Source organism: Nocardioides sp. (assembly GCF_034670285.1).
In the GTDB taxonomy this organism is placed as follows: domain Bacteria; phylum Actinomycetota; class Actinomycetes; order Propionibacteriales; family Nocardioidaceae; genus Nocardioides.
Genome location: NZ_JAXMNS010000050.1, coordinates 1 through 12,722 on the forward strand (window position 1 = coordinate 1; position 12,722 = coordinate 12,722).

Sequence of the window (12,722 nt, forward strand, 5' to 3'; positions counted from 1 at the left end):
TGCCGTCGGGCGTGGCCTCGACGTCGGCGGGCGTCGGGCCGGTCATGATCCGCTGATACATCCACAGGACGTAGATCGCGGCCAGGACGATGCCGGTGACCGCGAAGGCACCGACCCACCAGGCGTAGTCGAAGGCGGCCAGCAGCACCAGGAACTCGGAGACGAACGGGCTGAGCCCGGGCAGGCCGAGCGTGGCGAGACCGGCGACGAGCAGCAGGCCGGCCAGGATCGGCGTGGCCTTCTCGATGCCGCCCATCTCGGAGATCAGCTGGGTGCCGCGGCGCTTGGTGAGGTAGCCCGCGACGAGGAACAGCGCCGCGGTGCCGAGGCCGTGGTTGACCATGTAGAGGATCGAGCCGGTGCCGCCCTGGCTGCTGAACACGAAGATGCCCAGGGTGATGAAGCCGAAGTGGCTCAGCGAGGTCAGACCGATCAGGCGCAGGACGTCGTCCTGGCCGATCGCGACGAAGGCGCCGTAGATGATCGAGATGACCGCGAGGGTCACCACGACCGGCGTCGCCCACTGCGAGGCCTCGGGGAAGATCCCCAGGCAGAAGCGCAGCATGCCGAAGGTGCCGATCTTGTCGAGCACGCACACGAGCAGCACGCTCGTGCCGGGCGTCGCCCGCTCGGTGGTGTCGGCCAGCCAGGTGTGCACCGGGAACAGCGGCGCCTTGATCGCGAAGGCGATGAAGAAGCCGAGGAACAGCCAGCGGCCCGCGGTCTGGTCGATGTCGAGGGCCATCAGGTCCGAGAGGAGGTACGACGGGGTCCCCTCCTGCGAGGAGACGACGTACAGCCCGACCACCGAGCCGAGCAGCACGAGCCCTCCGCCGAGCTGGAACATGAGGAACTTCTGCGCCGTGGCGCTGCGCACGCTCGCCTCGGCCTTGCCGAAGCCGGCGACCAGGAAGTACGCCGGGATCAGGGTGGCCTCGAAGACGACGTAGAAGAGGAACACGTCGGTGGCGAGGAAGACCGCGAGCGAGAGTGCCTCGAGCGCCAGGACCCAGCCGTAGAAGGAGCGCGGGCTCTCGTCGCCGGCGTTCCAGTCGGCGACCAGCACGATCGGGACCAGCACGACGGTGAGCAGGACCAGGAGCAGCCCCAGTCCGTCGACGCCGAGGGCGTAGTTGACGCCGAAGGCGCCGATCCAGGAGACCTGCTCGGTCAGCTGCATGCCGCCGTCGACGTCGTACATGACGGCGACCGTGAGGCCGAGGACGAGCGTGGCCGCGGTGACGACCAGCGCGATCGCACGGCTGTGGGCAGCGGGCAGAGCCGCCACCAGGAGGGCCCCGACGAGCGGGACGAGGATGAGTGTCGTAAGCATCAGCAGGTCGCCTCCGGCGTCGCAGTCAGTCGTCCGTAGGACTCCGGGGTCCCCGCGGCGTTGTTCGTCGGAGGAGCGAAGCGGAGGAGGCGAAGAAGGTCGTGGGGAGACATCAGAGCTGAACCACCAACATGGCCAGGGCGACGATCAGGACGCCGACGAGCACCGAGAGTGCATAGGAACGGACGTAGCCGGTCTGCAGCTTGCGCAGCTGACCACCGATGGCGGCGATCGACCTGCCGGAGCCCATGAAGGCACCGTCTGCACCGCCACGGTCGAAGGTGAGCAGCCCGCCGACGAGGCGTCGGCCCGGCTGGACCACCAGGGTCTCGTTGATCGTGTCGCCGTAGAGGTCGGCGCGGGCGGCCTTGACCGCGAACGGGACGTCGCTGGGCGCGGTGTCGGGCACCGGGCGCTGCTGGAACATCTTGAAGGCGACGAACACACCGAGGGCGACCACGAGGGTGACCGTGAGCGTGATGACCAGGGCCGGGAGCGGCAGGTCGTGCTCGGGCTCCGGGCCGGTGACCGGCTCGAGCCAGTGGACGATCCAGCCGTTGACCAGCAGCAGGCCACCGAGGACCGAGAGCGCGGCCAGCACGATCAGCGGCACGGTCATCAGCTTGGGCGACTCGTGCGGGTGCACTCCCCTGCGCCAGCGGTTGTCGGAGAAGAAGGTCATGATCATCAGGCGCGTCATGTAGAACGCCGTGACGCCGGCGCCGACGAGCGCGGCGATGCCGATCAGCCAGTTCTCGGCGATCGCGGCCTCGATGATCTTGTCCTTCGACCAGAATCCGGAGAAGCCCGGGAAGCCGATGATGGCCAGGTAGCCCATCGCGAAGGTCAAGAAGGTGACCGGCAACGCCTTGTTGAGCATGCCGTAGTGGCGCATGTCGACGTCGTCGTCCATCGCGTGCATCACCGAGCCGGCACCGAGGAACATGTTGGCCTTGAAGAAGCCGTGGGTGATGAGGTGGAAGATCGCGAACGCGTAACCGGCCGGGCCGAGGCCGGCGCCGAGCATCATGTAGCCGATCTGGCTCATCGTGGAGCCGGCGAGGGCCTTCTTGATGTCGTCCTTGGCACACCCGATGACCGCGCCCCACAAGAGCGTGACGACGGCGACGACGACCACGCAGGTCTGGGCGACCGGGGCGTTCTCGAAGATGAAGTTGGAGCGCACGATCAGGTAGACGCCGGCGGTGACCATGGTGGCGGCGTGGATGAGGGCCGAGACCGGGGTCGGGCCCTCCATCGCGTCGAGCAGCCACGCCTGGAGCGGCACCTGGGCGGACTTGCCGCAGGCTCCGACGAGGAGCAGCACACCGAGCGCCGTCATGGTGCCCTCCGGCGCCTCGGCGGCGAGGGCGCTGATGCCGGCGAAGTCGGTGGTGCCGAAGGTGACGAAGGCCAGGAAGATCGCGGTCGCCATGCCCATGTCGCCCACGCGGTTGATGACGAAGGCCTTCTTGGCGGCGGCCGCCGCAGTCGGCTTGTGCTGCCAGAAGCCGATCAGGAGGTAGGAGGCGAGGCCCACGCCCTCCCAGCCGAGGAACAGCACGACGTAGTTGGCCGCGAGGATCAGCGTCAGCATCGCGGCGATGAAGAGGTTGAGGTAGCCGAAGAACCGGCGCCGGCGCGGGTCGTGCTCCATGTAGGCGATGGAGTAGACGTGGATGAGAGAGCCGACGCCGGTGATGAGCAGCAGGAACAGCGCGGCGAGCGGGTCGTAGAGCAGGTCGGCGCCGACGTCGAGGCCGCCCACCTGGATCCAGTCGTAGAGCTCCTGGCCGATCTGGCGCTCCTCCTCGTCACGACCGAGCAGCTGGACGAGCAGGATCAGCGACAGCAGGAACGAGCCGATCGGCATCGCGGTGCCGAGCCAGTGGCCCCACCTGTCGGTACGGCGTCCGCCGAGCAGCAGGATCGCTGCGCCGGCGAGCGGGAGCGCGATGACGAGCCACAGCAGCGAGAAGGCGCCGCCGGCGCTCTCGGGGGTGACCACGGGGATGACCCCGGTCTCGAGTACGTACATCAGTCCCTCAACCTCAGAACTTCAACAAGCTGGCGTCGTCGACCGAGGCCGAGCGACGCGTGCGGAAGATGGTCATGATGATCGCCAGCCCGACGACGACCTCGGCAGCGGCCACGACCATCACGAAGAAGGCCGCCACCTGCCCCTCGAGGTTGCCGTTCTGCTTGGCGAAGGCGACGAGCGCGAGGTTGGAGGCGTTGAGCATCAGCTCGACGCACATGAACACCACGAGCGCGTTGCGTCGCACGAGGACGCCGACCGATCCGATGGTGAAGAGGATCGCGGAGAGAACGATGTACTCGGTCACTGGTCGGACTCCCGTCCGTGCTCGTCGAGCCCGAGCTGACGCTTGAGCTCCTCGATGTCGTCGGCCATCGCCGGGGCCGAGCGGACGGTGCCGCGAGCGGCCAGCGTCCGCGAGATCGAGTCCTCGGCAGCGGTGCCGTCGGGCAGCAGCGCCGGGGTGTCGACCGCGTTGTGCCGGGCGTAGACGCCCGGGGCCGGCAGCGGCCCGAGGTGGGTGCCCTTCTCGGCGTAGTCGCGCACCCGCTTGGCGGCGGTGTCGGCCTGCGAGAGCTTGGGGGTCAGGCGCTCGCGGTGGGCGAGCACCATCGCGCCGAGCGCAGCGGTGATGAGCAGCGCCGCGGTGAGCTCGAAGATCACGACGTAGCGGGAGAACAGCAGGTCGGCCAGGCCCTCGATGTTGCCGGCAGCGTTGGCCTCGTCGAGGCCCGTGGCGGTGCCGAGGGCGAGCTGACCGAGTCCGACGACCAGCACCAGGCCCAGGAGCAGGCCGGTGGTGGCAGCCATGACGCGCTGGCCCTTGATCGTCTCGACGACCGAGTCGGAGGAGTCGACGCCGACCAGCATCACGACGAAGAGGAAGAGCATCAGGATCGCGCCGGTGTAGACGATGATCTGCACCGCGAAGAGGAACGGGGCGTCCAGCACGGCGTACTGGATCGCCAGCGAGATCATCACGACCGCGAGCAGCAGGGCCGCGTGCACGGCTTTGCGCACGACGAGCAGCCCGAGGGCGGCGAGCACCATCACCGGTGCGAGGGTCCAGAAGGCGATCATGCGTCGTCCTCCTGTCCGGTGGGTGCGGCTGCCGCGGTCGTGACCAGGGCCTCGGGTGCGGAGTAGGTGTTGCGGTAGTAGGCGGCCTCGTCGGCGCCGAGCCGCATCGGGTGCGGCGGCTGCTCCATGCCGGGCAGCAGCGGGGCGAGGAGGTCGGACTTCTCGTAGATGAGGTCGGCGCGGTTGTTGTCGGCCAGCTCGTACTCGTTGGTCATCGTCAGCGCCCGGGTCGGGCACGCCTCGATGCACAGCCCGCACAGGATGCAGCGCAGGTAGTTGATCTGGTAGACGCGGCCGTAGCGCTCGCCGGGGCTGAAGCGCTCACCGTCGGGGGCATCGGAGTTGCTGTCGCCCTCGACGTAGATGGCGTCGGCCGGGCACGCCCAGGCGCACAGCTCGCACCCGACGCACTTCTCCAGCCCGTCAGGCCAGCGGTTGAGCTGGTGACGGCCGTGGAAGCGCGGCGCGGTGGGGAACTTCTCGTCCGGGTACTGCTCGGTGACGACCTTCTTGAACATCGTGCGGAACGTGACACCGAACCCGGCGACCGGGTCGATGAACTGCTCCTTGAAGGTCTTGGGCTCTGCCATCAGGTGTCCTCTCCTGACACGGTGGACATGGGGGTCGAGCGCTCGAAGGAGAGCGGAGCAGCGGCGCCGCGCACGGCGCCTCCGGCGGGCATCGGCGGGGTCGGGAAGCCACCGGGGACCGCGGCCGGGGCCTCGGCCACGACCTCGTCCTCGGAGTCGCCGTCACCGGTGAAGAAGAACAGCACGAGGAAGGCCACCAGGACGACGCCGATGATGATCGGCACGTTGTCGCTGCTGAACCAGCCCTCGAGGCGCGCAAGGCGCAGGGTGGCGACCGCGACGATCCAGCCCAGCGAGATCGGGATGAGCCACTTCCAGCCGAGGTCCATGAACTGGTCGTAGCGCATCCGGGGCAGCGAGCCGCGCAGCCAGATGAAGAAGAAGATGAAGACGAGCACCTTGCCGAGGAACCAGATCACCGGGACGTAGCCCTCGTTGGCGCCGGCCCAGACCTCGTCGATCCAGAACGGGGCGTCCCAGCCGCCGAGGAACAGCGTCACGGCCAGCGCCGAGACGGTGACCATGTTGATGTACTCGGCGAGGAAGAAGAGCGCGAACTTGATCGAGGAGTACTCGGTGTGGAACCCACCCACGAGCTCACCCTCGGCCTCGGGGAGGTCGAACGGCGCGCGGTTGACCTCACCGACCATCGAGATGCAGTAGATGACGAACGACGGCAGCAGGATCAGCCCGAACCACAGGTCGTCCTGGGCAGCGACGATCTCCGACGTCGACAGGGAGCCGGCGTAGAGGAAGACCGCGATGAGGGCGAGCCCCAACGCGACCTCGTAGGAGATCATCTGGGCGCTGGAGCGCAGGCCGCCGAGCAGGGAGTACGTCGAGCCGCTCGACCAGCCGCCGAGCACGATGCCGTAGATGCCGATCGAGGCCACGGCCATCACGAACAGCACCGCGACCGGCATGTCGGTCAGCTGCAGCTGCGTCTGGGTGTCGGTGAAGGGGATCGTCACCTCGGGCCCGAACGGGATCACCGAGAACGCCACGAACGCCGGGATCACCGAGAGGATCGGGGCCAGGGTGAAGACCAGCTTGTCGGCGTTCTTGGGGGTCAGGTCCTCCTTGAACATCAGCTTGGCGCCGTCGGCGAGCGACTGGAGCGAGCCGCCGGGGCCGTTGCGGTTGGGGCCGATGCGGTGCTGCATGCGCGCGACCACCCGACGCTCCCACCAGATGTTGAAGAGGGTGAGCAGCACGAGGATCAGGAAGATCATCACTGCCTTGAGGAGCACCACCCACAACGGGTCGGTGCCGAAACCGGCGATCGTGTCCATCAGGCGTTGCCTCCGGAGATCGTGACCCGGGACCCGGGCAGTGCGAGGTCGGTCAGGACGCCGAGTCCGCTGGAGTTCTGCGGGACCCAGACGACGCCGTCGACCATGTCGTCGACGGGCTCGGCGGGAAGCGTGATGGAGCCGCGGTCACCGGTGAGGGTGACGGTGGGGCCGACCGCCTCGAAGAGGGTGCGGGTGACCCGGGCGATGGCCGGACGAGCCGTGGCGGCGAGGTGCTTGTCACCGTCCTGCATCGTGCCCTGGTCGAGCAGCTGCTTCCAGGACGAGAGCACCAGGCCGTCGGCATCGAAGTCAGACGGCGCGGGCGGGACCGGAGTCATCGTGGCGCGCGGGCCGTCCCACGGGCCCATGTCCTCCATCTGGCTCCAGACCTCGGCGACGGTCCGGAAGCCCAGCGGCGCACCGAGCTCCTCGGCGATGCCGGCCAGGACCCGGAGGTCGGGCAGGGACGACGGGCTGCCGAGCACGGCCTCGAAGGTGCGCGGACGCCCCTCCCAGTTGACGTAGGTGCCGGCCTTGTCGACGACGGGCGCGACCGGGAAGACCACGTCGGCCATCCGGGTCACGTCGCTGGCGCGCAGGTCGAGCGCGACCACGAACGCGGCCTGCTCGAGGGCGGCCATCGTGGCGGCCGGGTCGGTGGTGTCGGCAGGGTCGACCCCGCCGATGACGACACCCGCGAGCTCACCGGCACCGAGGGCGGCGACGATCGCGTCACCGTCGCGGCCGGCGGCCTCGGGGAGCGAGTCGACGCCCCAGGCGGTGGCGGCATCGACGCGGGCCTGCGGGTCGTCGACCGGACGGCCCCCGGGCAGGAGCGTGGGCAGGCAGCCGGTCTCGAGCGCTCCGCGGTCACCGGCACGGCGAGGCACCCAGGCCATGCGGGCCCCGGACGTGGCGGCGAGGGCCGCGACGGCGCTCAACGCGCCCGGCACGGTCGCGAGTCGCTCACCGACGAGGATCACCGAGGTGGAGTCGATGCCGTGCGCTGCGTGGTCGTGGAGCGTGGCCAGCGTGGCCGGCTCGTCGCCGGGGGCGGTGGGAAGCAGGGTGCCGTGGGTCTTGGCCAGGCCACGCGTCGTGTACGGCGCGATGCCCAGCACCCGCGTGTGGTGGTGCAGGGCGGCCTTGCGCAGGCGCAGGAAGATCGCTCCGGCCTCGTCCTCGGGCTCGAACCCGACCAGCACCACGCTCGCGGCACTCTCGAGGTCGGTGTAGGTGACGGCGCCACCCTCAGGACCCGTCGCGACGACGTGGGCGGCCAGGAACTCGGCCTCCTCGGCGCTGTGCGGGCGGGCGCGGAAGTCGATGTCGTTGGTGCCGAGCGCGACGCGCGCGAACTTGGAGTAGGCGTAGGCGTCCTCGCCGGTGAGCCGGCCGCCGGTGAGCACTCCCACTCCCCCGGCCTTGCGAGCGGCGGCAAGCCCCTCGGCGGCGACGGTGAAGGCCTCGGGCCACGAGGCCGGGCGCAGGACGCCGTCCGCGTCACGCACCTGCGGGTAGGTCAGCCGGTCGGTCTCGACGGCGTAGGTGAAGGCGAAGCGGTCCTTGTCGGTGATCCACTCCTCGTTGACCTCGGGGTCGTTGCCGGCCAGACGGCGCATCACCTTGCCGCGGCGGTGGTCGACGCGGATGGCGGAGCCGCACGCGTCGTGCTCGGCCACGGCCGGGCTCGAGACGAGGTCGAAGGGACGCGAGCGGAAGCGGTAGGACTCCGAGGTCAGCGCACCCACGGGGCAGATCTGGATCGTGTTGCCCGCGAAGTAGGAGAGGAAGGGGGCGTCGGGGGCGATGCCGATCTGCTGCTGCGCCCCACGCTCGACGAGCGCGATGAACGGGTCACCGGGGATCTCCTCGGCGAAGCGGGTGCAGCGCTGGCACACGATGCAGCGCTCCCGGTCGAGGAGCACCTGCGGCGAGAGGTTGATCGGCTTGGGGAAGGTGCGCTTGACGCCGCCCGACCCCGAGGCCACGAACCGCGACTCGCCCCGCCCGTTGCTCATCGCCTGGTTCTGCAGCGGGCACTCGCCGCCCTTGTCGCAGACCGGGCAGTCGAGCGGGTGGTTGATGAGCAGGAACTCCATGACGCCCTGCTGCGCCTTGTCGGCCACCTCGCTGGTGGCCTGGGTGTTGACGACCATGCCGTCGGCCACCGGAAGCGTGCAGGAGGCCTGCGGCTTGGGGAACCCTCGGCCGTTGCCGGCATCGGGCACCTCGACCAGGCACTGGCGGCAGGCGCCGGCCGGAGCGAGGAGCGGGTGGTCGCAGAAGCGCGGGATCTGGACGCCGATCTGCTCGGCGGCACGGATCACCAGCGTGTCCTTGGCGACGTCGACCTGGACGCCGTCGATGGTCACGGTGACGGTCTCGACCGGGGCAGCGGCCTTCTCGGGGGTGGTCGTCATCTAAATCAGGCTCCCGAGCGGGTCAGGGACGAGGCCCAGACGGTGGAGGCAGCCGGGTCGAGCGGGCAGCCGCCGTGCGTCAGGTGGGCGAGGTACTCGTCGCGGAAGTACTTGATCGAGCTGGAGATCGGGCTGGTCGCGCCGTCGCCGAGGGCACAGAAGGAGCGGCCCAGGATGTTGTCGCACTGGTCGAGGAGCAGGTCGAGGTCGGACTCCTGACCCTTGCCCTGCTCGATCGCGGCGAGCGTCTGCACCAACCACCACGTGCCTTCGCGGCACGGGGTGCACTTGCCGCAGGACTCGTGCTTGTAGAACTCGGTCCAACGCAGCACCGCGCGCACCACGCACGTGGTCTCGTCGAAGAGCTGGATGGCGCGGGTGCCGAGCATCGTGCCGGCGTCGGCCATGCCCTCGAAGTCGAGGGGCAGGTCGAGGTGCTCGTCGGTGAGCAGCGGGGTGCTGGAGCCACCGGGCGTCCAGAACTTCAGCTGGTGACCTGCGCGGATACCGCCGGAGAGGTCGACGAGCTCGCGCAGCGTGATGCCCAGTGGGGCCTCGTACTGACCGGGGTTGGTGACGTGACCCGAGAGGGAGAAGATCCCGTAGCCCTTGGACTTCTCGGTGCCCATCGCGGAGAACCACTCGGCGCCGTGCTCGATGATGCTCGGCACGGACGCGATCGACTCGACGTTGTTGATGACCGTCGGGGAGGCGTAGAGCCCGGCGACGGCGGGGAACGGCGGGCGCAGGCGCGGTTGGCCGCGGCGACCCTCGAGTCCCTCGAGCAGCGCGGTCTCCTCGCCACAGATGTAGGCACCGGCGCCGGCGTGGACCACGACGTCGAGGTCGTAGCCCGAGCCGTGGATGTTCTTGCCGAGGTGGCCGGCGGCGTACGCCTCGGCGACCGCGGCCTGCACGCGGCGGATGACGTGCAGGATCTCGCCGCGGATGTAGATGAAGGCGGTGTTGGCGCGGATGGCGAACGAGGAGATGATCACGCCCTCCACCAGCAGGTGCGGCGAGGCCATCATGAGCGGGGTGTCCTTGCAGGTGCCCGGCTCCGACTCGTCGGCGTTGACGACGAGGTACTTCGGCTTGGGGTTGTCCTGCGGGATGAAGGACCACTTCATGCCGGTGGGGAAGCCGGCGCCTCCGCGACCGCGCAGGCCGGAGTCCTTGACCGCGGCGATGATGTCGTCCTGCGCCATCGTCAGCGCCTTCTTCAACGACGCGTAACCACCGCGCGACTCGTAGACCGGCAGGGTCCAGCTGCGGTCGGTGCCCCAGTCCTTGGTGAGGACGGGCGTGAGGGTGTCCACGGAGCCCATGGTCACTTCGCCTCCTTCTTCTCGGCCGCGGTCTCGTCGGCGGGATCCTCGGCCTCGACCGCTGCAGCCTCGGCGTGCTGGTCGTCGGCCTCGCGGGCGGCCTGCGGGCGCTCGTCCTTCTCCTCCGGCACAGCCGGGGCAGGGTCGGCGCCGTTGCCGGTGGGGTCGTCCTGCTCGCCGCGTGGAGCGCTCCAACCGCGCTCCTCGGCGATCCGCAGTCCGAGCAGGGAGGCCTCGCCGGCGGCGGGGCCCTCGTCGACCCGACCGTCGGGGAACCCGGCGAGCACGCGCTCGGCCTGGCGCCAGCTGCAGATGCGCGGGCCACGGGTGGAGGTGACCTCCTTGCCCGCACGCAGGTCGTCGACGACCTGGACCGCGGAGTCGGGCGTCTGGTTGTCCATGAACTCCCAGTTGACCATCATCACCGGCGCGTAGTCGCAGGCCGCGTTGCACTCGAGGTGCTCGAGGGTGATGCTCTTCCGCCCCTCGACCGGCGGCGTCGTCTCGTCGTTGCCGATCTCGAGGTGGTCCTTGAGCCGGGTGAAGATCTCGTCGCCACCCATCACCGCGCACAGCGTGTTGGTGCAGACGCCGACGTGGTACTCGCCCACGGGCTTGCGCTTGTACATCGTGTAGAAGGTCGCGACGCCGTTGACCTCGGCCGGCGTGATCTCGAGGATCTCGGCGCACAGCTCGATGCCCTCGGGCGTCACCCTGCCCTCGACCGACTGCACGAGGTGGAGCATCGGCAGCAGGCCCGAGCGCTTCTCGGGGTAGCGGGCCGCGATCTCCTCGAGCTCGGCGCGCACCGTGGTGTCCAGCGTCATCGGTCGACTCCCCCCATCACGGGATCGATGGAGGCGATCGCGACGATGACGTCGGCCACCTGGCCGCCCTCGCTCATCACGCTGGTCGCCTGCAGGTTGGTGAAGGACGGGTCGCGGTAGTGGACCCGGAACGGGCGGGTGCCGCCGTCGGAGACGACGTGGGCGCCGAGCTCGCCGCGGGGCGACTCGACCGGCACGTAGGCCTGGCCGACCGGAACCCGGAAGCCCTCGGTGACGAGCTTGAAGTGGTGGATCAGCCCCTCCATCGACTCCCCCATGATGTGGCGGATGTGGTCGAGGGAGTTGCCCATGCCGTCGCTGCCGATGGACAGCTGGCTGGGCCAGGCGATCTTCTTGTCGGCGACCATCACCGGCGCGCCCTCGAGGCCGGCGAGGCGGTCGGCGGCCTGCTCGATGATGCGCAGCGACTCCCACATCTCGTTGAGGCGCACGCGGAAGCGGCCGTAAGAGTCGGAGGTGTCCCAGGTCTGGACGTCGAAGTCGTAGTCCTCGTAGCCGCAGTACGGCTCGGTCTTGCGGAGGTCCCAGGCGTAGCCGGTGGAGCGCACGACCGGACCGGTCATGCCCAGGGCCAGGCAACCGGCGAGGTCGAGGTGGCCCACGCCCTCGAGGCGACCCTTGAAGATCGGGTTGGCGTTGCACAGCGCGGCGTACTCGGGCAGCCGCTTCTTCATCAGGGCGATGAAGGCGCGGATGTCGTCGAGCGCCCCGACCGGGAGGTCCTGGGCGACGCCGCCGGGGCGGATGAACGCGTGGTTCATGCGCAGGCCGGTGATCAGCTCGAAGAGGTCGAGCACCAGCTCGCGCTCACGGAAGCCGATCGTCATGACGGTCAGCGCGCCGATCTCCATGCCACCGGTGGCGATGCAGACCAGGTGCGAGGAGAGCCGGTTGAGCTCCATGAGGAGCACCCGCATGACGCTGGCCTTCTCGGGGATGTCGTCCTCGATGTCGAGCAGTCGCTCGACGCCCAGGCAGTAGGTCGCCTCGTTGTAGAACGGCGAGAGGTAGTCCATGCGGGTCACGAACGTCGTGCCCTGCACCCAGGAGCGGAACTCCATGTTCTTCTCGATGCCGGTGTGCAGGTAGCCGATGCCGCAGCGCGCCTCGGTGACGGTCTCGCCCTCGATCTCCAGGATCAGGCGGAGCACGCCGTGCGTGGAGGGGTGCTGAGGCCCCATGTTGACGACGACCCGCTCCTCGACGCCGTCGGCGCCGTTGAGGCCCTCGACGATGTCGTCCCAGTCGCGGCCGCTGACGGTGAAGACCTTGCCGTCGGTGGTCTCGGTGCTGCCGGCGTACATGTCCTCGGTCGTCATGAATAGCTCCTGCGCTCGTCCGGCGGCGGGATGGTGCCGCCCTTGTACTCGACCGGGATGCCGCCGAGGGGGTAGTCCTTGCGCTGCGGGTGGCCGGGCCAGTCGTCGGGCATGAGGATCCGGGTCAGGCCCGGGTGCCCGTCGAAGATCAGGCCGAACATGTCGTAGGTCTCGCGCTCGTGCCAGTCGTTGGTCGGGTAGATCGCGATCGTCGACGGCAGGTGCGGGTCGGCGTCGGGGACGGCGACCTCCACCCGGACGCGACGGTTGTGGGTCATCGAGAGCAGGTGGTAGACCGCGTGCAGCTCGGCGCCCTTGTCGTCGGGGTAGTGCACGCCGCTCACGCCGGTGGACAGCTCGAAGCGGAGCTTGGGGTCGTCGCGCAGCAGCTGCATCACGGCGAGGAGGTCCTCACGGCGCACGTGGAAGGTGATCTCCTTGCGGTGCACCACGACGTGCCACGGGCCG

11 protein-coding genes are annotated in these 12,722 nt (G+C 69.4%); all 11 read right to left on the bottom strand.

Annotated features, from left to right (window positions below; genetic code table 11):
- Positions 1-1,333: NADH-quinone oxidoreductase subunit M (locus VOI19_RS04085; RefSeq protein WP_323791678.1), on the bottom strand; the 1,333-nt coding region annotated here is incomplete at its 3' end.
- Positions 1,334-1,445: 112 nt separating this feature from the next.
- On the bottom strand, positions 1,446-3,371 hold the full coding sequence (nuoL, locus tag VOI19_RS04090) for an NADH-quinone oxidoreductase subunit L (RefSeq protein WP_323791679.1): 1,926 nt from the start codon (positions 3,369-3,371) through the stop codon (positions 1,446-1,448).
- Positions 3,372-3,384: 13 nt separating this feature from the next.
- Positions 3,385-3,678, bottom strand: a complete 294-nt coding sequence (gene nuoK, locus VOI19_RS04095; protein ID WP_323791680.1) for an NADH-quinone oxidoreductase subunit NuoK — start codon at positions 3,676-3,678, stop codon at positions 3,385-3,387.
- Positions 3,675-4,451, bottom strand: coding sequence for an NADH-quinone oxidoreductase subunit J (locus VOI19_RS04100; protein ID WP_323791681.1), 777 nt, complete (start codon positions 4,449-4,451; stop codon positions 3,675-3,677). Before VOI19_RS04100 ends, nuoK begins: the two co-directional genes overlap by 4 nt.
- Positions 4,448-5,041, bottom strand: coding sequence for an NADH-quinone oxidoreductase subunit NuoI (gene nuoI, locus VOI19_RS04105; RefSeq protein ID WP_323791682.1), 594 nt, complete (start codon positions 5,039-5,041; stop codon positions 4,448-4,450). Before nuoI ends, VOI19_RS04100 begins: the two co-directional genes overlap by 4 nt.
- A complete protein-coding gene (nuoH, locus tag VOI19_RS04110) occupies positions 5,041-6,333 on the bottom strand; it encodes an NADH-quinone oxidoreductase subunit NuoH (protein WP_323791683.1) in 1,293 nt (430 codons plus the stop codon). The genes nuoI and nuoH overlap by 1 nt, the downstream gene beginning before the upstream one ends.
- A complete protein-coding gene (locus VOI19_RS04115; protein ID WP_323791684.1) occupies positions 6,333-8,759 on the bottom strand; it encodes an NADH-quinone oxidoreductase subunit G in 2,427 nt (808 codons plus the stop codon). Before VOI19_RS04115 ends, nuoH begins: the two co-directional genes overlap by 1 nt.
- A gap of 5 nt (positions 8,760-8,764) precedes the next feature.
- The gene (gene nuoF / locus VOI19_RS04120) at positions 8,765-10,078 is read right to left on the bottom strand and encodes an NADH-quinone oxidoreductase subunit NuoF (RefSeq protein WP_416366319.1); all 1,314 of its coding nucleotides are present in this window, start codon (positions 10,076-10,078) and stop codon (positions 8,765-8,767) included.
- Positions 10,079-10,089: 11 nt separating this feature from the next.
- Positions 10,090-10,914 carry an NADH-quinone oxidoreductase subunit NuoE gene (gene nuoE / locus VOI19_RS04125; RefSeq protein WP_323791686.1) on the bottom strand — a complete coding sequence of 275 codons (825 nt, stop codon included), beginning with the start codon at positions 10,912-10,914 and terminating at the stop codon, positions 10,090-10,092.
- On the bottom strand, positions 10,911-12,254 hold the full coding sequence (locus tag VOI19_RS04130; protein WP_323791687.1) for an NADH-quinone oxidoreductase subunit D: 1,344 nt from the start codon (positions 12,252-12,254) through the stop codon (positions 10,911-10,913). Before VOI19_RS04130 ends, nuoE begins: the two co-directional genes overlap by 4 nt.
- Positions 12,251-12,722 (bottom strand): NADH-quinone oxidoreductase subunit C (locus VOI19_RS04135; RefSeq protein ID WP_323791688.1); only part of this gene is annotated, 472 nt, incomplete at its 5' end. The genes VOI19_RS04130 and VOI19_RS04135, both read right to left, overlap by 4 nt.

Excerpts from the sequence above, each read along its gene's own strand:
- nuoL (WP_323791679.1), bottom strand. The coding sequence starts at position 3,371 with ATGTACGTACTCGAGACCGGGGTCATCCCCGTGGTCACCCCCGAGAGC.
- VOI19_RS04100 (WP_323791681.1), bottom strand. The coding sequence starts at position 4,451 with ATGATCGCCTTCTGGACCCTCGCACCGGTGATGGTGCTCGCCGCCCTC.
- nuoI (WP_323791682.1), bottom strand. The coding sequence starts at position 5,041 with ATGGCAGAGCCCAAGACCTTCAAGGAGCAGTTCATCGACCCGGTCGCC.
- nuoH (WP_323791683.1), bottom strand. The coding sequence starts at position 6,333 with ATGGACACGATCGCCGGTTTCGGCACCGACCCGTTGTGGGTGGTGCTC.
- VOI19_RS04115 (WP_323791684.1), bottom strand. The coding sequence starts at position 8,759 with ATGACGACCACCCCCGAGAAGGCCGCTGCCCCGGTCGAGACCGTCACC.
- nuoE (WP_323791686.1), bottom strand. The coding sequence starts at position 10,914 with ATGACGCTGGACACCACGGTGCGCGCCGAGCTCGAGGAGATCGCGGCC.
- VOI19_RS04130 (WP_323791687.1), bottom strand. The coding sequence starts at position 12,254 with ATGACGACCGAGGACATGTACGCCGGCAGCACCGAGACCACCGACGGC.